25 protein-coding genes are annotated in these 26,051 nt (G+C 46.6%); 15 read left to right on the plus strand and 10 right to left on the minus strand.

Features of this window, described 5'->3' with window-relative positions; all coding sequences use genetic code 11:
* The first annotated feature begins 178 nt into the window (after nucleotides 1–178).
* The 5 genes from H6626_02150 (at nucleotide 179) to H6626_02170 (ending at nucleotide 5,937) form a co-directional block, all read left to right on the plus strand.
* Nucleotides 179–1,324 carry a hypothetical protein gene (locus H6626_02150; protein USN47914.1) on the plus strand — a complete coding sequence of 382 codons (1,146 nt, stop codon included), beginning with the start codon at nucleotides 179–181 and terminating at the stop codon, nucleotides 1,322–1,324.
* Between the two features lie 139 nt (nucleotides 1,325–1,463).
* Nucleotides 1,464–2,957, plus strand: coding sequence for a SpoIIE family protein phosphatase (locus H6626_02155; GenBank protein USN47915.1), 1,494 nt, complete (start codon nucleotides 1,464–1,466; stop codon nucleotides 2,955–2,957).
* An 89-nt stretch (nucleotides 2,958–3,046) separates the two neighbouring features.
* On the plus strand, nucleotides 3,047–4,114 hold the full coding sequence (locus H6626_02160; GenBank protein USN47916.1) for a putative porin: 1,068 nt from the start codon (nucleotides 3,047–3,049) through the stop codon (nucleotides 4,112–4,114).
* Between the two features lie 27 nt (nucleotides 4,115–4,141).
* Nucleotides 4,142–5,206, plus strand: coding sequence for a hypothetical protein (locus tag H6626_02165; protein ID USN47917.1), 1,065 nt, complete (start codon nucleotides 4,142–4,144; stop codon nucleotides 5,204–5,206).
* A gap of 308 nt (nucleotides 5,207–5,514) precedes the next feature.
* Nucleotides 5,515–5,937, plus strand: coding sequence for a hypothetical protein (locus tag H6626_02170; protein ID USN47918.1), 423 nt, complete (start codon nucleotides 5,515–5,517; stop codon nucleotides 5,935–5,937).
* 51 nt (nucleotides 5,938–5,988) lie between these two features.
* Here H6626_02170 and H6626_02175 read toward each other — a convergent pair whose 3' ends face one another.
* A complete protein-coding gene (locus H6626_02175; GenBank protein ID USN47919.1) occupies nucleotides 5,989–7,332 on the minus strand; it encodes a hypothetical protein in 1,344 nt (447 codons plus the stop codon).
* A gap of 62 nt (nucleotides 7,333–7,394) precedes the next feature.
* Complete coding sequence (locus H6626_02180; protein USN47920.1) at nucleotides 7,395–8,057, minus strand: hypothetical protein; 663 nt, start codon at nucleotides 8,055–8,057, stop codon at nucleotides 7,395–7,397.
* A gap of 254 nt (nucleotides 8,058–8,311) precedes the next feature.
* On the opposite strand from H6626_02180, the gene H6626_02185 reads away from it, so the two are divergent.
* Together H6626_02185 and H6626_02190 are read left to right on the plus strand one after the other, a co-directional pair.
* The gene (locus H6626_02185) at nucleotides 8,312–10,594 is read left to right on the plus strand and encodes a right-handed parallel beta-helix repeat-containing protein (GenBank protein USN47921.1); all 2,283 of its coding nucleotides are present in this window, start codon (nucleotides 8,312–8,314) and stop codon (nucleotides 10,592–10,594) included.
* A gap of 351 nt (nucleotides 10,595–10,945) precedes the next feature.
* Nucleotides 10,946–11,476, plus strand: a complete 531-nt coding sequence (locus tag H6626_02190; GenBank protein ID USN47922.1) for a GNAT family N-acetyltransferase — start codon at nucleotides 10,946–10,948, stop codon at nucleotides 11,474–11,476.
* An 82-nt stretch (nucleotides 11,477–11,558) separates the two neighbouring features.
* Here the strand turns inward: H6626_02190 and H6626_02195 are convergent, their stop codons facing one another.
* Together H6626_02195 and H6626_02200 are read right to left on the minus strand one after the other, a co-directional pair.
* The gene (locus tag H6626_02195) at nucleotides 11,559–12,050 is read right to left on the minus strand and encodes a hypothetical protein (GenBank protein ID USN47923.1); all 492 of its coding nucleotides are present in this window, start codon (nucleotides 12,048–12,050) and stop codon (nucleotides 11,559–11,561) included.
* Nucleotides 12,047–12,241, minus strand: coding sequence for a DUF4160 domain-containing protein (locus H6626_02200; GenBank protein ID USN47924.1), 195 nt, complete (start codon nucleotides 12,239–12,241; stop codon nucleotides 12,047–12,049). Before H6626_02200 ends, H6626_02195 begins: the two co-directional genes overlap by 4 nt.
* 256 nt (nucleotides 12,242–12,497) lie before the next feature.
* On the opposite strand from H6626_02200, the gene H6626_02205 reads away from it, so the two are divergent.
* Both H6626_02205 and H6626_02210 read left to right on the plus strand, forming a co-directional pair.
* Nucleotides 12,498–12,725, plus strand: coding sequence for a ferrous iron transport protein A (locus H6626_02205; GenBank protein ID USN47925.1), 228 nt, complete (start codon nucleotides 12,498–12,500; stop codon nucleotides 12,723–12,725).
* Nucleotides 12,698–14,617: a ferrous iron transporter B gene (locus H6626_02210; protein USN47926.1), complete on the plus strand. Its 1,920-nt coding sequence runs from the start codon at nucleotides 12,698–12,700 to the stop codon at nucleotides 14,615–14,617. The genes H6626_02205 and H6626_02210 overlap by 28 nt, the downstream gene beginning before the upstream one ends.
* Nucleotides 14,618–14,927: 310 nt before the next feature.
* Here the strand turns inward: H6626_02210 and H6626_02215 are convergent, their stop codons facing one another.
* Nucleotides 14,928–15,362 carry an Hsp20/alpha crystallin family protein gene (locus H6626_02215; GenBank protein USN47927.1) on the minus strand — a complete coding sequence of 145 codons (435 nt, stop codon included), beginning with the start codon at nucleotides 15,360–15,362 and terminating at the stop codon, nucleotides 14,928–14,930.
* 221 nt (nucleotides 15,363–15,583) lie between these two features.
* Here H6626_02215 and H6626_02220 point away from each other — a divergent pair, with 221 nt between their 5' ends.
* From H6626_02220 to H6626_02240, 5 genes are all read left to right on the plus strand, one after another.
* Nucleotides 15,584–17,746 carry an amino acid permease gene (locus H6626_02220; protein ID USN47928.1) on the plus strand — a complete coding sequence of 721 codons (2,163 nt, stop codon included), beginning with the start codon at nucleotides 15,584–15,586 and terminating at the stop codon, nucleotides 17,744–17,746.
* 146 nt (nucleotides 17,747–17,892) lie between these two features.
* Nucleotides 17,893–19,119 (plus strand): hypothetical protein, encoded by a 1,227-nt coding sequence (locus tag H6626_02225; protein USN47929.1) that lies wholly within the window; start codon nucleotides 17,893–17,895, stop codon nucleotides 19,117–19,119.
* A gap of 609 nt (nucleotides 19,120–19,728) precedes the next feature.
* Nucleotides 19,729–19,968 (plus strand): hypothetical protein, encoded by a 240-nt coding sequence (locus tag H6626_02230; protein USN47930.1) that lies wholly within the window; start codon nucleotides 19,729–19,731, stop codon nucleotides 19,966–19,968.
* Nucleotides 19,969–20,239: 271 nt separating this feature from the next.
* Nucleotides 20,240–20,440: a type II toxin-antitoxin system VapB family antitoxin gene (locus H6626_02235; GenBank protein USN47931.1), complete on the plus strand. Its 201-nt coding sequence runs from the start codon at nucleotides 20,240–20,242 to the stop codon at nucleotides 20,438–20,440.
* Nucleotides 20,437–20,829, plus strand: a complete 393-nt coding sequence (locus H6626_02240; GenBank protein ID USN47932.1) for a PIN domain-containing protein — start codon at nucleotides 20,437–20,439, stop codon at nucleotides 20,827–20,829. The genes H6626_02235 and H6626_02240 overlap by 4 nt, the downstream gene beginning before the upstream one ends.
* 54 nt (nucleotides 20,830–20,883) lie before the next feature.
* On the opposite strand, the gene H6626_02245 is transcribed toward H6626_02240, so the two are convergent.
* The 3 genes from H6626_02245 to H6626_02255 form a co-directional block, all read right to left on the minus strand.
* Nucleotides 20,884–21,363, minus strand: a complete 480-nt coding sequence (locus H6626_02245; GenBank protein USN47933.1) for a hypothetical protein — start codon at nucleotides 21,361–21,363, stop codon at nucleotides 20,884–20,886.
* Complete coding sequence (locus H6626_02250; protein ID USN47934.1) at nucleotides 21,360–22,766, minus strand: hypothetical protein; 1,407 nt, start codon at nucleotides 22,764–22,766, stop codon at nucleotides 21,360–21,362. Before H6626_02250 ends, H6626_02245 begins: the two co-directional genes overlap by 4 nt.
* 95 nt (nucleotides 22,767–22,861) lie before the next feature.
* Nucleotides 22,862–23,266, minus strand: coding sequence for a hypothetical protein (locus H6626_02255; GenBank protein USN47935.1), 405 nt, complete (start codon nucleotides 23,264–23,266; stop codon nucleotides 22,862–22,864).
* Nucleotides 23,267–23,685: 419 nt separating this feature from the next.
* Between H6626_02255 and H6626_02260 the strand changes: the two genes are divergently transcribed.
* The gene (locus H6626_02260; GenBank protein USN47936.1) at nucleotides 23,686–24,090 is read left to right on the plus strand and encodes a hypothetical protein; all 405 of its coding nucleotides are present in this window, start codon (nucleotides 23,686–23,688) and stop codon (nucleotides 24,088–24,090) included.
* A 6-nt stretch (nucleotides 24,091–24,096) separates the two neighbouring features.
* Here H6626_02260 and H6626_02265 read toward each other — a convergent pair whose 3' ends face one another.
* Together H6626_02265 and H6626_02270 are read right to left on the minus strand one after the other, a co-directional pair.
* A complete protein-coding gene (locus H6626_02265) occupies nucleotides 24,097–24,852 on the minus strand; it encodes an endonuclease/exonuclease/phosphatase family protein (protein USN47937.1) in 756 nt (251 codons plus the stop codon).
* 23 nt (nucleotides 24,853–24,875) lie between these two features.
* Nucleotides 24,876–26,036, minus strand: coding sequence for a phosphatidylserine/phosphatidylglycerophosphate/cardiolipin synthase family protein (locus tag H6626_02270; GenBank protein USN47938.1), 1,161 nt, complete (start codon nucleotides 26,034–26,036; stop codon nucleotides 24,876–24,878).
* Nucleotides 26,037–26,051: the final 15 nt, after the last annotated feature.

Raw genomic sequence — 26,051 nt, forward strand, 5'->3', positions numbered from 1 at the left:
ATGAAAAAATCATTTTTTCGTCTATCTTTTAGTGCCCCATCTCGGGATGGGAATTTCTGAAAAATTGTACCCAAATCAGGGATCGCTTAAGCTTAAAAGTGACGTGTAGAAGTGATCTGTAAATCTGATTAATGAATAGAAACTTTAAATAATAAAAATTGCAATAGGTAGGTTTCTTATGAAAAGCAAGGCGTTTTCTTTGTGGACAATTGGGGTTTTGGGACTAATGGTGGCAGGCTGTTCAGACACCCATCTCATTGGGGCGACCAATGTTTCAAAACAAGACCTGGGTACATCGGCTCACGATGTGAATATTTATAAACTCAATAACCTGGTCTGTGACCCTATGGGAAACTCGGGCAGTTTGGGTTTGGGGTATGGTCTCAAGGCTGAGCTGTTTTACACAAACGGCACCAACTACGATGCAGTTCAAGACTACATGGATCACGGCACCAAGGCTGAATTTGACCTTTTTTATAGTGCACTAAATGTACCTACTCGGGCTTTTAGCTTAGGGTTTCCTACCGAAACCGGAGTTATGGTGAAAGACGACCAGGGTAATGACCTAGTCGAGTATTTTGGGCTGCGTTTTAATACTCACTTTCAGTTAGGCGAGGCTGACGAGCCCGGTGTGTATGAATTTGCAGTATTGTCTGATGATGGCACCATCATTCGCGTGCGTGATGGGGAAGGGACGGCCAGAGAGCTTGTGGCCAATGATGGAGATCATCCCACCCGCATGGGTTGTTCCACAAGCACTTTATATGTGGATCATAACTCATTGATTCCTATGGAAATTGATTACTATCAAGGGCCAAGATACCACATTTCTTTAGTGCCGCTTTGGCGAAAAGTAGATGAACAGCGGCAGGCCGAGCCCCTTTGTGGTCGCCAGGGCAATTCGCTGTTTTTTGATTCCACAAACAATTCAAAGCCCCAACAAGCTTATTTGGATTTGATGAACCGCGGATGGAAGGTGTGGGAGCCTGAGAATTTTCGTCTTCCTGCGGGAGCGGGGTTTAACCCTTGCGTAGAGGGCGAAATGCCTTTGATCACTGAATTTACCGTGATTGACAGTCTTGATGGTGAAATCACTGTATCCTGGACCACAGACATCCCTTCAACAGCTCAAGTTCGAATTGTGGATTTGGGCACGGGGCAGGAGACCGTCACAGATAGCGACAATGTTTTAAGAACCAGTCATTCCCAGGTGATCAGGGGGCTTGTGCCAGGCAACGAATATAGCTTGCAGGGCATTTCTATATCTGATTCTTATGGAAAAGCTCGAAGTGAAGAAGTCTTTCTCGTTCCTCTGTACAATTAAAAATGAGAGGGCCGTCACTAGCGAAGTGACGGCCTTGATGAAGGGATCGGGTTAAAGAAAGTTTATCGGCTTTTATTGACCGGGCCATGACCGTTAAATATGATTGGGCTTATTAATGTCTGAAAGGTTTTAGGCGGTCATGTTGCGACGGTTTCCTATACGAGCCAAAATGTTGGCTTACACCTTGATTATCGTGCTTGGCTTAGGCGGCAGTTTGGCCGTGACTCAGGTGATCTCCGAATCCGAACGGATTTTAACAACCTTTACAAATAGCGCCAAAAAAACCAGCCAGTTTATTTCCAACTCCATCCGGGATCAGATTGAGGCTCAAAACATAGAAGCCATTCAAGAGATTCTTTCCTCCGCCGACGTGAATCCCAATATCGATAGTATCAGAGTCACCGACCGCGTAGGCCTTCCCCTTTACTCCTGGAAACGAGGCGAAGGAGTTTCGACTGATAAAAAGCGAATATCCCATCGAAGTTTAGATGCCATTATGGATTCACGGGGATGGGTGGTTTATCAAGAAGGTGAACTGCTGCAAATTGGCGGCGTTATGCAAAAAGGTGAAGAAGACGTTTTTGGTTATATTCTTGTGACCTTTTCTTTGGAAGACATCACTTCGTTTATTCGAGCCAGTGCCATGAGTAGTGTAACCATCACGTCGTTATTTATGTTGATAACAGCACTGATGGCCGTATTGCTTTCTGATCGCGCCATAGGCGGATTACAGGCGTTGTCAGCGGCCACTCAGCAGTTAGCTCGTGGAGACTACTCCGTGCGGGTGAATGTGAGATCCCGCGATGAAATAGGAGACTTGGCTAATAGTTTTAACGCCATGGCTGAAGAAGTGTCGCGGTTGACGGACGAGCAGGTGGAAAAAGCCCGCATGGAGTCGGAGTTAAAGGCGGCTCAACAGGTGCAGGCATCGATTTTTCCACCCGAGTCGGCCCAGTTAGGCCCGGTGGGCGTGTGTGGTTATTATCGGGCCGCCTCTGAGTGCGGGGGGGATTGGTGGCACTACCATGAAACAGATAATAAGGTGTATTTTTGGATGGGGGATGCCACCGGGCATGGGGTGCCGGCGGCGTTAATCACAAGCGTTGCCAAAACCGTCGCCATGGTGGTGGAGCGAATTGGTGAACCCGAGCCCAAGGAGGTGATGGGGCTCCTTAATCGAGTGATCGCCGAAGCCTCTGAGGGGAAGATATTCATGACGTTCTTTTTGTGCGCTATGGATAAGGCCACAGGTGTGGTGCGGTATTCGCTGGCCAGTCACGATCCCCCTTATAAAATTCCAAGAGTGTTTTCTGATATGAAGCGGGGAGACCTTCACCCCATTTTTGAGCCCAACAATGGACGTCTGGGGGCGGTGGCAAGGCCTGCGGCATTTTCTGAAGGCGAGTTCGTGTTAGACAAGGGCGAGTCCCTTTTTGTCTTTACTGATGGGCTTGCCGATTATATGGGCGGATCATCACATTTGGAGCGTTATATTGCACGAAATCTTCCGAATAAGGCTTCTCCTGGCCAATTTGTTCGAAATTTAGGCAAAGAAATTGATGATAAAATCGATGCCGGTTTTGAAATGGTGGATGATGTGACATTCTGTATGATCCATCGAATTGATGCTTGATGGTGAAACTCAAGCAACTCTTGATCGACCCATAAAACCCGTTACAATTGCACCAAAATATAGGTTTAACTGAAAGAGCGGGTATTTATATGCGGGCACTGAGTAGCGTATTAGGATTCATTTTATTGTTTATTGGCAACGTTAGTTTTGCCGCATTTCCTGAAAGCTTATCTTTCAATGGTGACTTACGTTACAGACACGAAAGTCGACAAGTTGAGGGGCAGCGGTATCGCCCATGGAACTCCTTTCGCGTGCGTTTCAATGCACTCACTAAGGTCAACGACACCACAGAGGCCAAGTTACAGTTCACCTCAGGCGATGGCCAACCCCGGGGCATGAATCAAAAATTATCAGACGGTTTTTCGAAAAAACCATTTAATATTAGTCTTGCCTACATTGATTGGAAGCCGATGGCAGGCGGGCAAGTGCATGCGGGCAAAGTGCCGCTGCCGCTTTATAAACCAGGCAACAGCGATTTGATATTTGATCATGATGTGACTCCAGAAGGTGTGGCTGTGAAGTATGAAATGGGTTCCACCTGGAAACCTTTTTTTAGCGCATTTAATTTTTGGTTAAAAGAAGATTCCGGAGGCGATGACGCTCACCTGGTTGGCGGCCAGGTGGGAGTGAAGTCTGAAATGGGATCTCATAAAATGTCCTTAGAGTTGGCCAGGTATTCTTATTTGGGAGCAAAGGGCTCTGCCGCGTTTTACTCGGGATATGAAAATAATAATACAGTTTCTGGTGGGCTCTATTCTTTTGACTACGATATTAATGAGGTGGGTTTTGATTACGCATTGAGCACGGCATGGGGGCCGCTGTCCCTTTGTGGTCAGTATGTTTTTAACTCAGCCATTGATACAGACAACACGGGATATTATGTGGGCGTGGGTTTGGGATCCACCAAAAACGTGGGTGATTTTAAATTCGACCTTAACTATCGGCATATTGAAAAAGATGCCGCGGTGGGGGTGTTTATCGATTCGGACTTTGCCGGAGGCAAGACAGACTCCAATGGGTCTAAAGTGAGAGTGGCTTATAAAATGGCCGAGAACAGTTTTTTTGCTCTTAGTCACTTTGTGAATAAGAATTCCGTTTCCACAAGCAATCCCAGCAAATTTGATAAAACCATGTTTGACTTCTGGGTGACCTATTAATTTGGGTCTATAAAGAGAGGTTTTTAAATGAAAGTCCAGTGGGTGTTGAATATAGCCATAGTGTTGGGGTTTGCATCAGTCGGGCATGCGGCGAAACCTCGATGTCTTTACATCAGCTCTTATCATCAGGGGTATGCGTGGTCTGATGGAGTGGAGCGTGGGGTTCGCGAAGCCCTTGGAGATCAGTGCGAATTCAAGCAATTTGATATGGACACCAAAAGAAATGCCGATGAAAAATTTATTTTAGAACAAGCCAAAAAGTCCAAAGAGTTGGTGGAATCCTGGAAGCCCGATGTGGTGATTGTCTCCGATGATATTGCAGCCAAAGAGGTGATTGTTCCCTATTTTAAAGATGCCAAAACGCCTTTTGTCTTTTGTGGTGTGAATTGGTCGGCAGAAGAGTATGGATTTCCCTTTAAAAACGTAACCGGCATCATTGAGATTGCTCCGGTCAAAGAAATGCTGGAGAAGGCTAAATCCATTACGGGAGGAAATCGGGCCATTTACATCGGTGCTGACACCCTCACCGAGACGAAAAACCTAGATCGGTTTGAAGAAGCCGCACCAACGGTGAATGTTATTTTGGATAAAGCCCTTGTGTCCACCACTGAAGATTGGCTGAAAATTTACAATGAGGCCCAACAAAAATATGATTTCATTGTGGTGGGCTCAAAGGCCGGCATAAACGATTGGGACCCAGATAAAATCGATAGTGAAATCATGAAGACCACTCGCATTCTTTCGGTCACCAACCATTCTTGGATGATGCCATTTACAGTGTATGGAATGGCCAAGGTTCCAAAAGAACACGGTGACAAAGCCGCTCAGTACGCATTGAAAATTCTCTCAGGCACAGCCCCGTCGGATCTGCCCATTATTGCTAACGAGCAATGGGAAACATGGGTTAACGAGCAGCTCATGAACGCTGGGCACATTGATCTAGGCCCGTTGCCCAAAGAAAATGTGTTTGCCGTGGATGGTGGTGAGCTAATGCTAAAAAAGAAGGCGCCCGATCGCGAACAGATTTTATGGATTGTTCTTGGCGGCATCGTCTTTATGATGGTGATCTATTTGGTCAAAAAGAAGAGATAGCAGGGCATTGGGCGCTTCCCATTGGCCTCTGTCTGTGTGCGCGAGGGAGCATTTGGCTTTGCAAATCCTATAAGCGTCAGACAAAAAGCTTAAGCGTCTTATTTTAAGACAATTGTGTCAGGTCTTAACTTTCCAGCGATTTTGTCACCCTGTTAATTCCATGCTGTATCTCGTGCTTTATTAGATACCGCTTTGTACTAAATCTCTTTTTCAGCAAAAAACCTAATCGTATCAAAATAAGACGGAATAGGTTTCTTCTCTGGTCGGAGGGGCCACCCTAAGGTACTATAAAATGAGAGGGGTGGGTTATGAGAAATCTTAAAATTCTGAGCGTGGTCGTTTACTTTCTGGCAGCGCCCTGCTGGGCCCAGCAGCTCGATGAGCATTCTGAACGAGCTCTAGAGCAAACCGTGGACCTATTAAATACAAAATCGCAAAGAGAAAAAGCGGCCGCCGAAACTTCGCAGTCGCGAGAAGCCCACCAAAGGGCAAAAGATCTCGCTGGCAGCGAAGAAAACCTCGATCAGATTTACAATCTATCCGGCAAGATTTTTCAGGATTTAGCAAAAAAAGCCAACGGCGATCCCAAGAAAATGCAAGAACTACTAGATCAAGCGCTAGCTGACCCCCAAGGTTTTGCAAGCCAATTCACGCCCGAACAAAAACAACAGCTAAAAAATATTTCTATCGATATCGAAAAAGTCAAAGGGGCCTCAGGCGGTGCCATGTAATCTCCGGAGCAAAGAGTGGCACGTAGAAAGGTAAGGTAACGTTCCATTTCCTTAGGACGGTTCCATTATTTCGCAGCCCAAAAACGTTAGTCTGACATTTCCTGTAATATTAAGTCGGTTTTTCCAATATTCTTCCCACTCGCCGGCACTTGTTATGCGTTTTATGATGATTTTTGTCATCTTTTCGGCGCCTTTTTTACTCCAACCGAACCCGATCTTTTTTATGCGGCGGCCGATTTCGCGCATCATTCTCTCTATCATTGAACTCACTCGGGGATTCTTTAATCCCATATGAAGCCACGTGCGTAAGTAAGCAAACATCCCTTTTTTGGCTCGTATCAAGTACCTCGCGGCATCTCCGTAACCCTTCGTAATTAATTCATCGATTAAGTCTTGAACGCCTTTTTCTGCCATCCAAATTTTTTTCTCAAGACCTAGCTTTTCCTCTGCGCTGACCTGATCGAAGTCTTCTTCAGGTATATGTAATTCAATCGCTGCAGCTAATTCACCCTGGAACGATCTTGTTTCTTCTATTGAAGCACCTCCTTCTATGCGTAAAGGCTGATAGATATCCTTTACGATGTGCCAGTGACATCGTTGATGATCGAGCGTCAACTTCTTAAGACCATGTATCAGTCCGGCCTCGCCATCTGAGACCAGCACATTAGCTATGGCTTTAAATTTTACTCGCTCATTAGGATGGTTAGCGGCTTTGATCATTTGCCCAATGCTTTGCCAACTCTCATCTGTCCAAGCGCCATATGGACGGACGCCTCCATCTCGATCCACACCAACTACAACCTTCACCTCTCCGCGATTCGACTCGTACTCTGGCTTTTTCTTATAACCAGTGCCATCGGCAACTAACGTATCACAGCGGCCCTTAAGAGGGATTTCGTCACAACAACTTGCCATAACCCACCGATGAAGAGTCGTGTGGGGGATCTCAATCGATCCAATGCTTTTTAAGTGAACCTCACCTCGACGATAGCTCTGCTCACTGAGAAGCTCCACAACAGTCTTCTCTAACTCTACGGATTTTTTCTGATACCGATCGAGTCCTAAAAAAGTTCTCAGTGGGATCGTCGTCTTATGGCAGCTTTTGCATTTGAGCCGGGTCCATAGCACCGTCACTGTACCCACACCCGTTCGAACCGTCTTTTTTTCTTCTCGTCTTGTGACAACAAGATGTGACTTCTTGCAACAGTCGTGGCGACCCACCCCCAGCACTTTCTTGTAGACCATGTCGTCAAGTAGCCTTAACAACACCTGCAAAAACCCGGGTATACCCTCGCGCTCAAATAACTCTTTTGACGCTAAGAGTAGCTCGTCTAAAGTAAATTCATTTTCTGATAGACTTGCGCCCACTTTTAAAGACAATATTTGCTCAATCATTTGGTGGTCTCCTTGTTGTTTGTTTTTAGTCGAGCATCAACAAGGAGATCATTTTTATCTTCTCAACGCCACCACTTATCACTCTTGCGAACAACCTTTCTTCGACGACTCGATGGAGCTTTCAACTGAGCTTGGTGTTCTTTTAAACACCGAGGACACCATTTCGTTCGCTTGGCATTGTGAAGACTTCTTTGCCACTTGCACTTACACTTTAAACACTGCCAATCAAGTGGCGCGTCTATATGCTCGTAGGACTTTGATAAAAGCTTGGCATTGTGATCTTTGGCAAGCTTTCTGATCTCCTTGACTGTGGCCTTTCTTTTTAAAGCCCCCTCTCGCCTTCGACAGATGGGACACCACTTGCCTTGGCTAACATTGGCTGGGGTCATAAAAAACATGTGACCCCATAAACACTTCCACTTAAGCATCGTATGGGCATCGATGTAGATTCTAGATAAACAAAGCCCTTTATGTGCCTTGGCCCGAGCCCTTTGTATTGTAATGTCGCCTCGAAGCTCCTCACCACGACGCTTAAAATAACATCGCCTACACCAACTGCCTTGCTTAATGTTCTCTGGTGTCGCCAACCACTCATGACGAGCCTCGCACCGCCATAACATCTTTGTTCGACCGTTTGCATACTCTTTTGTTAATAACCGACCACCGCGAGTTCTTGCTATTCTTCGCAACTCACGTAGTTGTTTTAGACGGGCTGTCTTAGTCATCACTTCAATCCAGACAATAAGGTGTAAAACTCAAAAATACTCTAGCACTATTCAACAGTTACGGTGAATTCATAAAAACTGTCGCTGTTTGAGACGCCCAATTGGGCTTAAGCTTCGACCCACAACAATGGCGCAGCTATTCTCAAATTGATGCATAAAAAACGAGCAGTACAGCAAAAATAACTAAAGTTATTCACCGCATCAGACGATACTAAGTATATCAATTTTAATGGAGTGCTTAATATGGAGGCAAAATGTCGCCCTACAAAAATGGAACGTTACCAAAGGTAAAATCAATATCGGTGTTTCTGGTCTTTTTAGCAGCGCTGGCGTCTTGCCAGCTTGGCGATAATCGCATGCATGGAAAAATCAGCAGTTCAGGCGCGGCAACGCTGGAACCACCGGTGAACCTTGTTGTTACTAACACTTGGATCGACAGGTTGGCACTCAACTGGCAGCCTCCTAGTGCGACCGTGTCCGCTTATAGGGTCACCTATGCCATGGGAAGTGTTGCACCAGAGTCTTGTGCGGGTGGAGTTGTCGTAGCTTCACCTTCGTTTATTTTAGATGCATTAGTTTCGGATCAAGAATACAGTTTTGCCATTTGTTCGCTGGATTTGGCCACAGGCGAGATGTCGCCCCTTTTGGCCGTTACGAGCCATACACTAAAAGCTGTGAGCTTGAGCGAAGTCTATGTTGGCAACAGCAATTGGAATACATATGTAGATAACGATGGGCTTGACCCCTACAGTGGTACCAATACGGCTTGCAGTGGCGCAGTGACAGGTTTTTTAGGCTGTTTGCACGGCGGTGAAATACGAAAAGTTGAGGTGCCCACATTGGCGAGTTGTGGAAACTATGTGGCGCGAGACTCATTGGGTGTATTCAATTGGATATGCCAAGATTCAGGCACGGTGACATTTTACTCTACCGGGTTAAGGTTGGCTAAGGGCTTGCGAGACCTGCTTGACGGGGATGGGTGGTTTGAAAACCATTTGATCGTAGGGCAGCCCGGTCAAGATGAATTTGCCACACTAATGAGTTCCTCTTGGTGGACAAATCCTATAGAGCCGTTACCTCCGGGTTCGGGGGCGCTGTCAACGCCTGGTACGATTTATTATTTGGCCGCTGATAGAACCGATGACACCCATGAACTCGCTGATGGTGTTGCCGTAGTCACTGCACCCGGCGTCGTTTTGACGGGGGGTGCAACCAGTTATGTGTTTCACGCCTTTGGTAAAAACTATTTTTGGATAGAGGCCGATGTGTCGAGCACAGCCAATCCATCGATTTCTGTTTTTGTAGGAAGCCATTTTCGGATAATCAATTCCGCAGTTAGAAATCAGCCAATCTATGTGAGCAATGCAAGCCGGTTTCGAATCATTAATACAAAGGTAATCGATTCTTTATCAAATGGCATAGAACTTAACAGTTCGAATCAGTTCCAAGTAGCCCATGTCAGCACTGCAAATAGTGCCCAGCGGGGTGTCTACGTATCTGGTGGAACTGAGAACTCTTTTGTCAATATCACCAATATCAATAACGGCGATAGCGGCATTGAGTTCATTGGGTCGAGCCCCGTCACGGTTTCTGGTATTTTGAGTTCGAGCAATAAGGGTTACGCCTTACGCTACTTTCCAGGAGGTACAGCCTCTCACCTGACATCGTTCAATGATTTTCGCGGCTTTTATGCTTCGTCAAAGGCGGACATTTTATTAAATCAATTTTTGCGCTACGGGCACAGTTCGCTGGTATTGAATTTAAATAGCGTGGATAGCTCAACGTTTTCTCAGATCGCTATTTCGGATCCCGGGGAAGGAATAACTTCTACCACCAGCGACAACAACAAGTATACAAACAATATTTTATTGGCCGGCGCACCCACCTGCACGTCCTCGGGTGGTACCAACCCAGGTTTAGATTCGTCCTGCAACCTGACAGATGCCAGTGATGGAGTTCGGCGAACGGTCTTATCGCCGGCCAGTTCCTTTTTTGGTGAAGTGTCCTTCGATGCGACCAACGCTCATGGCGGTGTGAGTTTAACGGCGTATGCGTCTATAACTGATTGGCTTAACTTTGATAATATCTTTAGGGTGTGGGGGCGTAGCGGTTATGTCTACCCTTCGGTAAACCTCACCGACCAGTGCAATGCCGGTGATTGTCAGATATGGGATTTGAGACTTAAAAGTGGAGCTAGCGACTATTTAAACAAAAGCTATGATGGTCTCAATTCAAATTTGGCCTTTGTGGCCGGCCAAACCTGTCCGCCAGCGGTAGACGGTGATTACACATTGACCGATGAGCAGGCCCCAGCCAATACATTCTTAGTGAATGCCACAGAAATTCTTTTTGATTTTGAAGGTGATGATGATGGACTTTGCGAAAACAACGAGTCGTGCATTTACTCTCCCAATTTTGGCTTTTATCAAGGCGAGGGTGACTATAGGTTGCAGGGCACATGTACGTTTCAAGACGGCAGCGGAGGCAATCCCGTCACAGGGGTCAAGATGTTCGCATATCCTGTCAACGGCGCTTGAGAGCTAAGGTTTTTAATTTCGCGGGATCGTTGTGTGCAAAGGGTAAGTGGCTCCCAGCTAAAACCGACACGGGTAGATGAATCACAGGAATAACCTAGTCAAAAGATATTGTTTAAAAATCGGCCGGCATAATAAACCGTTAATTATCTTCCGTTGCCTCAGCTCATATTCATCAAAAAATCTCACCCCCTCAGAAGGTCACAGTGCACCATAAAATCAATGGCACGTTGATTAAGTCGGCAAACCTCTAGATACTTTTTATTAGAAGCCTCTGGGGTTCTGATACTGTGTTGTCGTAGTACAGAGATTTACCTAAAGCCAGTAGATGGAGCTGGCCTCTTTGGAGAAAACGTGAGTCAGCTTAACTTTAAAGCCGTGGATTCAGTTGAATTTTGGCGCATGGTACAACCTCATTTCAAGAGAGTGTTTGAACATCGCCGATCAAGATTTCCGGACCCTTTTTATAGTGATTTAGAAAAAGAGCGACTAAAAACTTTGCAGGCTAATTTAGATGGCCGTTATTCTCTCCATGTGTTGGCCTACCAGTCAGATCAGCTTGTTGGTTGGCATGTTGGGGAGCAAGAAGCTGCAGACACCTATTACATGCGAAACTCAGCTGTATTAGAAGAATATCGTGGCAAATCGTTTTATGAACAGATTCTCGGCCATGTTTTGAACGTTGTTGTTGCCGAAGGGTTTCAGGTGATCTCGAGCATTCATCATCCGAACAACCCAGCTGTTTTGATACCAAAACTGAGAAAAGGCTTCATCATCACTGCCACAGAGATGTCCGATTTGTTTGGTTTTCTTGTGCGTATGAAATATTTTGCCAATGAAGACCGTAAAAAATCATTTTTTGAGAGAATAGGTCTGACTTTTTGAGATACGATGGCAGTCCGGGATCACTCCAGACAGAAGGTTTGAAGGTTTAAAAAGCCATCTAGGAGGGCTGCCGCCGGCTAAATTACGAAGCCTGATTTTTCTTTTTTAAACGAAACTCCACTTTATACCCAGCAAGTTCTGCCAGTTGAAAGAGCTGGATTAGTTGCTTCGAGGCTTTATTTTCCTCAAGTAAACGGAAAACCTGAGCCGGGGAGGTTTTAAGAGCATCTGCGACCACTCGTGAAGAGAGCTGAGCTGCCGCTAACTTGTCCTTTAAGGAGGTTTTTAGTTGATTGATTGGGCCCCAATCATAGGAGGGGTCACAATGGTAAAGTACCAAGTCTGCTGGAAAATCAAAATGGGAGCCATCTTCAAGCTCGATAGTGGCGCCTTGGGAGCCCAAGTCTTTCTCAATCCGAATATTAGTCACGCGATTCTCAGTGCCAATTTCGTGGTCTTCAAAGACAGTAAAGGGTAGTATGTAGCTATTGGATTTCCTTCCTTCTTTGAGAGTGATCTCAAAAGCCTTCTTGCGGTAATTGGGCTGTATATCCTTAAAAATAGGACTTCTCATAGCACACCTTCTTTTCTCAACATTTCTAGGGCCTTCTTTGCTTTTGGAGTTAATTTGCCCTCCATAACTGACCAAGTGTCTACGTCAAACTTCAACATCCGTTGACCGTCTTCAAAAATATGTACATGACGTGGATCATGGTCATAGGCGTACATGATTACAATGACTCCGTTGCGCTTCCATCGGCCCATAAATTAGTGTAATCAAATGTGATACCACTTGTCAAGAAGCAAAGGGAGACCTTACCGATACACTGGCCGTGCCCTAGTCGATTTCAATGGGGACCTATTGTGAGGTTCCCATTCACTAAGTAGTAGGTGCAAAGTAAGCCTATTTGTCGCCCCGTGCACTCTGGCCCCATGCCTATTTTGGGGCGTCCTCATTTAGTTTGTATCTACGATATTTCTTAGAGTTGCTCCGTACTTGTGGTAAATCTCTACGCCAATCATGAACTTATTAGCACTCACACCCGGCAGTGAGGCCACCATCGAGAATTTCGCAGGTGACTCGCAGCAGCTGGAACGATTTTCTGAAATGGGCCTTTACCAAGGGATGCCGGTGAAGGTGATTCACAAAATGCCCTTTAAAGGGCCAGTGGTGGTGCTAGCTGGTCGATTTTTTATTGCTTTGCGTGAGGAGGAGGCTCAGTGCATCAAGATCCACATTCGCCCGTAGCGGCGCTGGTTGGGGCTCCAAACTCGGGAAAAACCACCTTATTTAATTGGCTCACTGGAGCCCGTTTTAAAGCTGTCAACTATCCGGGCGCCACAGTGGATTATGCAGTGGGGCGATCGCAATCTCGGTATGGCGACACTGTTACGCTCATCGATACTCCCGGGGCTTACAGCTTGTTTCCAAAGAGCCCCGATGAGCATGTGACCGTTGATGTTCTTTTTGGCGGAAAAATCGAAAAAATTGAGAAGGTGATTGTTGTGGTCGATGCCACCCAACTGTCACGGCATCTGTATTTAGCCCAGCAGGTGATTGACGCGGGCTTTGACGTGATACTGGCCGTGACCATGGTGGATCTTGTTCGCGCCGACGGCGGAGAGTTGAATCAAAAACAACTTGGTGAAACTCTCAAGTGTCCGGTGGTCTTGATTGATGGCACTTTAGGCGGAGGTGTTGATGAGCTTCTGCAAGAGGTGCGACGACAGGGGTCAATAAAGGAGACTCCAAAGACGTTGTCGCCTTGGAATTCCTCCATGCGAGAGCAAAAATTGAAAGACAGTGTGGCCCTGGCTGAGTCGGTCTTGGTTCGAAAAAATAAAGGCAATGGCGTTAGGCCGTCTCCAGCGCCGTCATTGCTTTTGCGGACAGCTCAATTGGATCAGTGGTTTTTAAACCGTTACTTCGGCCCCCTTATCTTTTTGGCCATAATGACGGGTTTGTTCACATCTATTTTTTGGTTGGCCACGCCGTTTATGGACCTCATTGATGAAGGCACCAGCTTTTTAGCTGAACAAGTGCGAACCTCGTTGGGGCAGGGGCTTTGGGGTGATTTTTTTGCCGATGGTGTGGTGGCTAGTTTTGGAGCTTTTTTGATTTTTGTGCCGCAGATATTTATTTTGTTTTTCGGCATCGGGTTGCTTGAAGACTCGGGCTACTTGGCGCGGGCGGCCACACTCATTGACCGGCCTTTTTCAAAACTGGGATTAAATGGTCGCTCTTTTGTTCCGCTCCTATCGGGCTTTGCTTGTGCCGTACCAGCTATGATGGCCGCAAGGACCATTGGTTCAAAAAAAGAGCGCTGGATCACTCTATTTGTTATACCACTGATGACCTGTTCGGCTCGGCTTCCGGTTTATGCTTTGCTTTTAAGTTTTTTATTTTTTGGAAAAGCGGCCTGGATCCCTGGATTGGCGCTGGCGTTTCTCTACATTGGAGCCGTTGTTGTCGGAGCGTTGGTGGCCGCAGTCCTTGATCGGTTTATCAAAACCAGTGGCCGCTCCCTTTTTATGTTGGAGCTTCCTCTCTACCGTCGCCCACTTGTGAGAGTGGTGGCTCGTAATGCGATGATGCGCACAAAGTCTTACGTGACAAAAGCGGGTCCGATTATTTTTCTATTTGCCATGCTCATTTGGGTGGGCACTACATTTCCTCGAGTTGATTCTCATCAATTGGGAGAAAATCAGCTTCAGGCCAGCTACCTGGGGCAAGTGGGGCACGTGATTGAACCTGTGTTTGAACCCATGGGAGTGGATTGGCGTGTGGGTGTGGGGTTGTTGACGGCATTTGCCGCTCGTGAAGTTTTGGTTTCGTCGTTGGCTGTGATGTTTAATGTTCCTGGTGATGATGTAGAAGAGGATTCTGTGCGGAACTCTTTAATACTAAGCATGCAACAAGCCACCAACAGATCAGGAAATCCCATCTTTACAGTGGCTACAGTGGTGGGCTTGCTATTTTTTGTAATGGTCAGCCTACAGTGTCTTTCAACAACGGCGATAGCTGTCAGAGAGTTGGGTTCTTGGAAGGTGGCCATAGCCCAGGTAGTCGCCTTTAATTTATTAGGCTATGTTGGGGCGGTGATGTTGGTGCAAGGCCTTCGCGCACTCGGTGTGGCGTAATTGGACACCTTCAAATATTTGATCAATCGACTCACTGAGGCCGCGGCCATAAGTAAGTCAACATCTCCATTCCACCTTTAGGCCACCTTTAAAAGACTCTCAATCAAAAAGACTCCAACACATCGCAGATGATACGCCCCGGCCTTTTCTCAATCGAATCTTTTAAATTTGACTCAAATCTGGGCGAAAAAGTTGTCCCACTTATGGCCGTCTTAATGGCTAAACGCAATAACATTTAATCACAACCCCAACAGCTCAAGTGGGGGTTGTGATAGCTTTTGCGCCTGACCGTTGTGATAACTCTCGGCCCTTAGTTGATATCTACAAAATGAGAGGGAGATTCAGAGGATTTCGGTAGCGTCACCTTTAAAACTCCGTCTTCATATTTTGCAGACACTTCTTTGCCGCTCACAGTTTCTGGCAAAGTGAAACGCCGTTCAAAAGTGCCATGACTGCGCTCATAGCGAGTGTAGCCCGGCTTCTCTTCTTTTTCTTCTCGCTTGCGCTCACCAGAAATGCTCAAAGTATTATCTTTCACTTCTACTTTGATGTCTTCACGGTTGAGGCCAGGAATATCAAGAGTGACTAAGTATTGATTAGGCAACTCTTCAATATCGACGGCAGGATTAAATTTAAACTCCGACCGTGTGGTGGGAACAAAAAAGCCTTCAAGCATGCGGTCAAAATCATCCCACGCCGTGGGAAAGGCATTGCCGAAAACACTGGGTGTCATTGATTTTTTCATATTATCGCCTCCTCATAGGACGTTAATTTTCTTACAAACTTATCTTGGTTTCGCATTTAAAGATGTCAAGGTGCCTTGAGTTTTCCTATTTATTTCAAATGTTTATTTTGATTAAAAAAAAACTGCCTTCCGGCAGAGTTATGAAGTAGGTTCGATGGTTTGGGCGCTTTCTCGGGGGACATAAGTGGGGCCCAGTCGACTTCTTACTTTAGGGGGCCATCTTGAAGAAGTTGCAGCGCAGTTTGGGGTTGAGTTCAGTCATCTCGATTTGTACGAGTTCTGCGTTGGGAAGTGGTCTTTTTATCCTACCTGCTATTGCCATTGTACATACTGGATCATCGGCGTGGTTGGCGTTTTTTGTGGCGGGTTTAAGTGTTTTACCCGCGGCTCTTTCAAAGGCAGAGCTTGCCACTGCCATGCCTGAGTCAGGTGGAACCTACATATACCTTGAGCGAACGTTTGGCCCGCTCGCGGGAACCGTGGCGGGACTGGGCGTGTATTTGGTGATGCTGTTAAAAAGTGCCTTTGCCCTTGTGGGGTTTGGCGCCTACTTGTCGGTGATAGCGTCCTTGCCATTATTGCCGACGGCCATGGGGTTGTTGGTCGTGATTTTGGCCTTAAATGTTTTAGGAGTGGGTAAAGTGGGGGGAGTGCTTGTGGTGTCAGTGATCATAAGCATCACAGGGTTGTTCATTTTGGCCACGGGTGCATCGTTCTCCGTGCGGCCAGAGCTATTGGAACCTTTTTTCGCAAATGGTTTGGGTGAATTCATTTACGTTATCGCATTGGTATTTGTATCTTACGCAGGGATTACAAAAATTGCAGCTGTGGCCGAAGAAGTGAAGCAGCCGGGTCGCAACATTCCCCGCGGTATCTTGTTGTCGTTGTTGCTCATTATGGTCTTGTACAGTGTGGTGAATTTTGTATTGGCCGGAAATATTCCACAAAAAGATTTTGTCGGTGATTTAAAGCCTATTTATTCACTGGCAGAGCGTCTGGGGGGATCGTCTTTGGGCGTGGTGTTTTCAGTGCTCGGTGTGGTGACGATGACCTCTATGGCGAATGCCGGAGTGTTAGCCGCCTCACGGTTTCCGTTTGCAATGAGTCGAGACCAGCTGTTGCCTGATTTGCTGGGTCGTTTGCACGAGCGATTTATGACGCCCATATGGAGTATTTTGCTATCAGGACTTGTGGTGGCCGCAGCCATTCTCACGATGGATGTAGAGGGCATTGCCAAATTTGCCAGTGCCTTTATTCTTCTTTTGTTTCTTTTAGAAAATGTAGTGGTGATTGTCTTACGTGAAACAAGAGTGCAGTGGTACAAGCCCGAGTACAAGTCGCCCCTGTATCCTTGGATGCAACTTGTGGGGATTGTTTCGGGCATTGCCATTATGGCGGCGATGGGGTTGACAGTTCTGTTGGCCGTGGTCTCAATATCTGTGCCAGGACTTATTTTGTATGCGGCCTTTTCGAGGCTGCGCACAGACAGAAAAGGGGTTCTAGGTTTTCGAGGGCGACGCAAAGACTTAGTCGACGTGGATGCAACGCCAAAACCGAGGCACCATGTAGAAGTGGTAGATCTTTCAGTTGACGCGTCAGTAGTTGTGGCCCTCTTTGGTAAAGAAAAAACCCCAGAAGTTTTAACAGAATTGGGAGTGGTGTTAGCCGGGGGCGGTAAAGTGGAAGTGGCTTACCTTACCGAGTTGCCCGAGCAAACAGTTCTGGATGATTTAGATGAAGACACGCCAGTGATTCGATCGCTCAGACGACGACTGCTAGCCATGGCCGAAAAAGAAAATGTAGAAATGTCGTTTGACCCCATTGTCACCCATGATCTTTTTAAATCGATCAACGACATCAGCCAAAGGCTGCACAGTCAGTGGTTGGTGGTGGAGTGGGCTGGAAAAGGTCGAGGTGCGTTTACGTTTCATAATCCCATGGGATGGTTACAAGATCACCTTTCGTGCAATCTTGTGACGGTGAGAGACCGAGGGGTGCGCTATTACCGAAAAATTTTGGTGGCGTTGAAGGGTACCGATGTCGATCGTTTTGTCATCGATACGGCCAGGCAATACGCCAGGGCCTTTGATGCCGAAATCACATTTTGCAGATATGTGGACTCACCACTCAGTGAAGAAGGTCGCGCCCGCGAAAATGAATATTTAGAAAAATTCTCAAAATATTGCCGAATCGATGCCAAAACCATGATCTGTGAAGGCGACAACGAAGTAGATCAACTGGTTGCCGCATCCATAGAGTACGATCTACTCATCTTGGCCAACTACGATGAGCCGAATCGCCTAAAACGAATCTTCGGGACCGCCCACGACGAAATCATGTCCCAAGTCGCCTGCACAGCCATCAGCATAAAAGCCCCGAAGTAACGAAAAAGGTATCCCTTTACTTTTTGCTTTGCGCAGCGACATTTTTTATGTCGCTGCGCAAAGCAAAAAGTAAAGGGATACCTTTTTCGTTATTTTGGCACGCCCCCTGCAGTTTGGTTCTTTCCGTTTAACGAAAGCGAATTAAAATGAATTTTAAAAGACATTTGGTGGCTTTATTTGTCGTGGGGTGCCCATTTTTGGGTTTGGCGGGGCATGCAGAGTCGCTCCAGAAAGCATACATTCAAACCTCACGACTAGGAATTGTTGGTGATAGCTTGTCTGCTGCTGGTATGGCCAATCCAGAAATCGATTTGGATGTGAGCCGACTTGCCCTACGGGGAGTGTCGATCTTTGTCCCCTCGGAGCCAAAAATAGAATACTACAGGGATCCTGGTTTTTTTCATATTGAGGAGCCCATTTTAGCTCCCGTGCGGCTATTTCCGGAGCAAGATCCCGGTCGTTTTACTGGTGTTGGGGGATGGATTAGTAAAAATGTTGAAATCGCAAAAAAGAAAAATTTCGAAGTGGAAGAGTATAGTTTTGGTTACATGGTCGGGCGGGCGCTCGGAATAAATCCTGAAAATATCTTAATGGCCGCAGAAAGCGGCCAAAGGGTGTCTGACATTTACCCTCAGTTTGAGCGCCTGGCTAGACACAATGGAGTTTTACCTGAACTGGTTTTGTTATCGTTTAATGCCAATGACATGTGTATGGATGATATTTTAAATCGGTCTGTTCAAGACACCGCCGATAATTATTATAACACTGTTTTTTCTCATCTTGAAAAAGTCTATGAGACGCTCACTCCCAGTGAAAACGGCACCCGAATTTACTATTTGGGTTCGTTAAAGGTGTTGCAGCTTTTGACGAAGCCCAGTCTGCTATTAAAAACCGTGAATTATCGAGGCGAAGGCGCTTTTTGCAGTGAGATCCGAAATCACAAAGTTTTTGGTGGAGTGAAAGTAAGTGGTGACGACGTGCAGGTGGTAGGCCCCCCTCGAGGGATTTTGGACTCATCCATTGAGGGGTCGTTCAAAACCAAAAACTTCAATCGAGAGATTCTAGAAGTGGCCCTGCCGGGCATGTGTCGAGGCATATTCTCAGTGAAGCCAAGCGACAGCAAATCGATATCAAAACTTCAGGCTGTTTATGAAGCGATGATCGAGGCCCAGAAACAAGCTGTGTCTGATATTCAGCAAAGGTACGGGCAAAACTCCCATGGCTTGAGCATTGAGTATGTGGCAGAAACCACCAGGATCGAATTCGAAAACTCAGAAGTGGCCAACGACTGCTTTCACCCCTCAGTATGGGGCCAAGAGAAAGTAGCCAAAACACTGCTTGAATATCTTGTAGGAAGGTACCCGGTTCACTGATTTGCAGCGCGCCAATTAAAAGGTATCCCTTTCCTTTTTGCGTTGCACGGCAACACTAAAAGAACGGGGAGTAGCGCTAGGACTGGACGAAACTAGGGCAGGCGTCGGCGAGTGATGGTCTTTCTCGGAAGGTGCCCGATTCAATTCTGATTTGAAGGGTGCCAATGTTCCGCCTTTAACGCAACTTGACCTTCTGAGAGGGTGGAAATTTTGAGTTGGATCAAGTAAACCAATGGTGGAGTTGATTCACGGTAGTTAGTCTAGCCATATTATTATGTTGAAACCTTAAAGACAGGGTGCCTCAACGGTCACTTGCTATCGCGCTATTGACTCAGTGGCTGCCCTTTGCCCACCCTTTCAGCCCTTTACGGAAGGGTTAGCTTCTTAACATATGGGTGACATTTTTGAGGTCGTCCTGGCACCAGCCATATGCAGATCGGATCAGCTGCCGTTCAGGCTGGTCTCTTTGGACCCTCGGTTGCACCTTAGCCACTCATGTGTAAATTACCGCTGAATCCCCGTGGGCCAAAATATTTGCCGATAACAAGAAGAGTCTGGTGCTCCCTGCTCACATCCATTTTGGTGTTTCAAGGGCCGATGACAATGGCCATGGAAAACGACAAAGTTAAGCACCTCAGTGCTTCGGCGGCGATCAGCAGCGGCATCTATTTGGCCAGCCGTGAAAATGGGGCCAGTCGGTTTAAAGCCAGTGCTGCAGCCCTCGCCCTGACCCTTCTCGTGGGCGCCATCAAAGAGACGCAAGACGTGTATTTTGACCAAAAAGATATGCAGGCCAATGCCGCCGGGGCTGCTGCAGGTGTGTTGTTGCCCATTTCATTTTCGTTTTAATAAAGCTTCACCAGGAACTCCGTACACCAGGAACAGAGGTTTCTAAAGTTTGTGCAAAAATATCAATTTGAGGCAATTCGGTAAATCTAATTGCTTGGGTAATACATTGACCCAATCCATTCAATGCTTGCGAAGCAAGGCCTTAGAGTGGCCAATAACTCCATGATCTCAATACGTTAACTCGATGTAGGAAGATGTGGCCGGCGGGGTTGGCCCCATCTTGATGTGTAGAATGATGTGTGATAAAATGTGTAAAAGTGGAGGTCGGCAAATGCCTACAAATTTAGCGTTAGATGATGAGTTGATAGAAAAGGCGAAAGAAGTGGGTAACCATCCCACAAAAAAAGAGGCCGTCACTGTGGCACTGCAGGAGTATATTCGAAACAAAAAACAAAAAGAAATTCTGAAGCTTTTTGGTGGGCTCGAGTTTAATCCAGAGTATAATTACAAGAAGCAACGAGCGAAAAAATGATATTAGTCGACACCTGCATTTGGTCCGAAGCTCTGCGAAAGAACCACTCAAAGAATCATGTAGCTATTGAAAAGTTTGCCCGTATCATCTCTGAAAACCAGGTCGCAATTATTGGCGCCATTAGACAGGAGCTCCTGTCGGGCATTAAAGAAAAAAGATCTATTATCAAATTGAAAGATCATCTCCGGTATTTTCCGGATATTGAGCTGAGCGAACGAGACTACGAGTTGGCGGCAGAATATTTCAACCAATGCCAGAGGAAGGGAGTTCAGGGGTCAAATACCGATTTTTTAATTTGTTCTGTAGCAAATAGACTAAAATTGCCAATTTTTACATTGGACAAAGATTTTAAAAACTTTCAAAAAATTCTGAAGATCAAACTTTTTTAGCACGCTGAATGAGATGGCTTCAGGTCTTTCAAGCAAAAAGGACAGCTAATAAACCTACTCTTCCGGCATTCTTTGCCAAATGTATTGAAAAGGCTTATCGCCCAGCTGCAGGTGCAACACTAAGTCACCCTCTTGAAAATCGAGCTCGGTGATAGTCTCTCGGCCCACTTTCATGTCGGGATCCGAGGCGCATTCGCGGGTGTTTTGTTTCTGATTGATCCAGGTGATTTTATCCATCAAAAAACAATCGCGGTAAATGTACATACCTCGGCGCTCGCAATAGCTGTGCTCTCCGGTACGTGTCCAGTGCAGGCGGTTTGTGCCGTTGGGGTAAAATTCATACTCCATTACCAGGTTCGGGCTGAGGGGAGGATGCACTCGATCTTCATATACAAACTTATAATAGCGCCAGCGACCCACAATAGTTTGGGGGTCACACTGTCGCGCTTGGTGTTGAGCTTGTGCTGCACTTGAAAAAATATCGAGGGCTGCGATCAGCCCCGCCAAGAACCACCACTTGGACTTTCTAATCACTGAATCCAGCCCCGTTTCTGCAAGACGCGGCGAACGGCAAGAACCTCTGCAGCCGAATGACCGGCCTCAACAGCCTTCAGCATCGACGGAGCAAAATCAACAAATTGCCCCCCGGGACCGAGGTTTGTCAGTGTGTCGATGGCCAAATGCCCGGTGGCATTGGGGCCAAGGGCATTTCGGATCTCCCAAAGGGTGCCACTGACAATAGTGCTATCGTGATATTTGCCGCCGTTAAAGTCTTTAAAGGCCAACAAATTGTTGTCTAGCGTTCGCTTAAAATCTCGCTTCAAATAAGAAAACTCACCCATGCGAGGGGTGTTTAACATATTTGCCGCGAAAAAGTCAGCAAAACCCTCGTTCATGGAGCCGCCCTCACCCTGGCTAGGAAGGCCCGAGAGGACATCGATATAGGCATGCGCCACTTCGTGGGCCACAATAGTGGGATCACGGGGAATATCTTTATACACCGAGTTATCGCCGTCCCCTAGGCGGATATTTCCGTCATAGTAGAAGGCCACATTGCTGGGCGTGTGCCCGCCAACATGAGTTTTAACATCCAATTGAAAGGGGAGGTTGATGCCATATTCAGTGCCAAACCAATCTAGTGTTCGATTCATAAAAAAGTAAGTTTGCACTTCATTAAATGAGGGCTCAGTAGTGGCAAACTTAAATTCATTGGTGGGGCTCTTTACGGCACTCAGTGCTGAACGCACTTTCAGTCGGCTAGAGGTCAAAGTGCCATCGCCAAGAAGTTGTCGCAAGACCACCTCAGCTAGGTCCGACCTTGCGGGTGAGTTAGTAAAAACGGTCGCGACCCCATTTACCAAGTGGTAGCCAATGGAGTTATGGCTTAAAACATAGCCAGAGTCAGACAGATGCATTGCCATGACGTCAGATTCATCTTGCTTAACATACTTTAAGACTAAAACGGGGGTGAGCCCCATCATGTCTTCGACCAATTCAATTTCAGGTGGGTAAAGTTTTTTAGCGTTGTTAATTTCTGAGTTTCGCCGTTTGGCATGTTCTATCAGTTCAGGGACAAGTCGCGTGATTTTATCTAAACGACTTTGGGTTTTTTGATCCATGGTTTGAAACAGCTGCCCCGTTGCTGATTCAATGGTGCCATTTTTCTGAATTAAGTGCACATAAGAGTTGGCCACTGGTATGCCATTGATGGTCTGTTGCCAGCGTTTAATGGATTTTGTTTTTAAATCCACCGACTTTGCATGGGCTCCGGATTTTTCAGTGACTAAAGCGAGGTTGAGTTGCTCGAGCTGTTGGTCATTGAGATCTTTGGGATCAGTGCTGTTCAGCCGAAATCTCACAATATCGCCACTAGGGCTACATGCACTGAGCAAAAAGATCGAAGTTAATATGTAGAAACAATTTTTTATTGAAATCATAAAATGGCCTCCCCCGATACCATTTTACATAAACGGCCGCCCAGGTAGAAACCTGAGCGGACCTTTGTCGAGAATTATAATACTTTTTTAAAGAATTATTCTTCTACGTGAAGAGTACGCTCGATGAAAGTACCGTCGCCATTCATAAACCGAATGGTGTGGTCACCGGAATCTAGCTGGCCAAGGTGCAATTCTTTAGTGAAAGGCACAAGCACCATGATGCACATAGTTTGGCGAACAGTGGCTACTGAACGCACTTCGTGAATGTTGGGCTCAACGTCTTTAGTTACATCAGCGCGGTTCCAGCTGTAGCAACCATTTGGAAACAAGCCGTTGACGACCACATAAGCGTCTGACTCAGAGTCAAAGCCGCCAGGAATGAACGCATCGTTAATGCCGATGGTCACTTCTTTTTCTTTTACTGTGTCATCAGATGCCCAGGCAAAAGTACTTGATGCGACTATGGCTAGTGCTGCCAGTGTTGTTGTGAACAATTTCATGTATTCCCCCTCTTGTATTTGTTTGTGGACGTCTTGTTCAGTTCTATACTAGAGCAAGCGGCGTACCACTTTTAAAATCCCCTCAATTCGTTTTCGCCAGAAAGTTGGGGCAAAGTTTCTCATCAGACAGTGATTGAAAGAGACAAATTGCCCCAAGGCCAAAACTTTAATCGCCTTGCGATTTTCATAGTAGAGATGGGAGTTTCAAAAAAGGCAAGCGCTATTCGAAATCGCAACAAGGAGTGTTGTGACGGCGCCGTCAGGTGACCAACAACTATTTAAGTTTCTTTAATAAACAATCGGAATGGCTGTTGAAAATAAACCCTTCTCGTGACAGAATTTGTAAGAAAGCGTCCGTTGTAGCTTCACTCAAGCGAATGTGTTAGAATACGTTGTTGTTTAGCGTAAAGGAGATTCTAATGCGCCTTTTAAGTGTATTTTTAGCCCTATTTGTTTCTGCGGTGGTTGGATTCACGGCGAGTGCGCAAAACCCAAAGGGTGACGCCCCTCCTGAGTTGCATCGAAAAGGCTTCCAGCAGTTGGAGCAATCGGGAAAACTATTTACCGTTCGGCTGCAGCCTAAAGACAAAGAGCTCCGGCTTTTCGTGGTGGGCAACGAGGCAGCACGCATTGACCTTGAGGAGTTCACGGTCCATGCCAAGTGGATTCGCGGCGAGAAAGAGTCGAAGCTAAAAGTCGAGCCCGTAGGCGAGTATTTCCGACTTCATGAAGCGCCAGAGGGGCCGGGCAATCTTGAGATCACTTTGAAGCCGAAAAAAGAAAAAGAACATAAGGCCGAGTCATTTAAGCTTCGCCTTAACTAGAGCCAACTAAAGTTTAAATTCAGCCAAAATAGGGATGTGGTCCGACAGTTGCGCCCAGGGAGATGTTTCAACCTTATGCCCTCGAATTGGCGACAGTCCGCGGAAATAAATGCGATCAAGAGGCAATAAAGGAAGCCAGCTTGGAAACGTGGGCATATGCCGACCCATCAGCGAGTGAAACACTTCATCGAGAGAGAGTTCTTGCCGGATTGTGGGCGTGGCCCGTTGCCACCAATCATTAAAGTCGCCCGCCAATAGGAGCGGACAGTGCGCGTCCACATGTTCATTAACGCGGTCGATGATCATCTTCAACTGTTGGCGCCGTGACATTTCGAAGAGATCCAGGTGAACGCAGATCAAGTGCAGGTCATTGCTCCATTCAGGAGGACGAACAACGGCATGCAGAAGACCCCTTTTGGCAAAAGGGGCAGCTGATATGTCGATGTTTTCTGAAAACACAATGGGGTATTTGCTCATGATTGCGTTGCCATGGTGGCCGTTGCTGTAGGCCGCATTCTTACCATAGCTGTGATAGGGCCAAAGTTGATCGGCCATGGCCTCAAGGGGGCTCATGTGATCGGTATTTATGCCGCCGTTGCCGATAATCACATTGGGGTGGCGGCCATTTACTTCCTGTAAAAAAACAATGTCTGCACTTAACGCCCTGATGGCATCTCGAATATCTTGTAAGACATAGCGCCGCCCACCGGTGGTGTGTCCTTTATGCATGTTGTATGTGAGCACTCTGAGGCTTGATTCCATAGTATCCTATTTAAGCTTATTTATTATATCCAATTTTTTATAAGAAGCACCAAGCGGGGCATTATGTATTGCCACCACCGTTTTGTTTTTAAGCTGGACATTTCTATTTCATGAGAGAGCTTTAGATCACTTTCAAACTGAGTTTGCAGGGACTTCAAAGAGGTTTCGGACGCCGGGATGACATCTAACTCGAGGTCATGAAAGAGACTTCGGTGATTCAGGTTGCTAGAGCCGATAACAGCCCAATCATCTATGATGGCCGTTTTTGCATGTAAAACGGTGGGCAGGTACTCAAAAATCCGGACCCCGGCAGCAAGCAGGCGGGGGTAAAAATATTGGCTCACTATTTTTACGATCTTCACGTCACTTTTTTCTGGCAGTAATAATACCACTTTGGCTCCGCGCTCAGCCGCCTGGCAAAGGGCTGTAAGTAAATGCGTGGGGGGTACAAAATAGGGGTTGGTGATCAGCACCTGTTTTTTAGCCTTATCGATGCGGTCAATGAGGTCATTCATGTTGTTGAGTCGAGATTTTCGATTCAAGTTGGTCCTGACGAAAGCCGAATTTCTCACTCGCCAGCGCTCGCGGCGTTTTTTAACAAACTGTTGAAAATTGTGTACATGATAAGATTCTGACCAGGTGAGGCTAAAAGAGGCCAAGATGTCATTGGGGCCAGAAACTTCAAGCCCAATGGCCGACTCCCGCCAGCGGAAACTGTCGCTAGTAATATTCATGCTGCCAGTGAAAATTCGTTTGTTATCAAAAATATAAACTTTTCGATGATTGCGGCGGTTAATGGTGGACCACAGTTTAAAAAAACGTCCCGGATTGGTGAGGGCCGAGTAGAAAGTGCGTGCAAATGGCCAGGGCACAGGATTAAAAGCGCGCAGTTCAATTCCTGTTTTGGGCAATGTGGAATAGTGTTTTTCAAGCCAATCAAAAGACCCGATGCCGTCCACTAAAAGGCGAATGCGAACACCGCGGCTTGCGGCCAGCTGCAGCTGTTGCAAGGTTCGGCGCCCGATCCCGTCGTCAGCAAAAATATAGGTTTCTATGTCGATGCTGTGCTGAGCCTCGGTGATGGCCTGGCTGAGGGCTAAGAAAAAGGCATGGCCACTGTGGTAGACCACTTCCCGTTGCCAGGGGGATTGAACTAAAGTGGGTGAGTGGACTTCGTAACGCAATCTGTCGCCTCTGAG

The sequence above is a fragment of the Pseudobdellovibrionaceae bacterium genome, assembly GCA_023898385.1.
Classification (GTDB): Bacteria; Bdellovibrionota; Bdellovibrionia; order Bdellovibrionales; family UBA1609.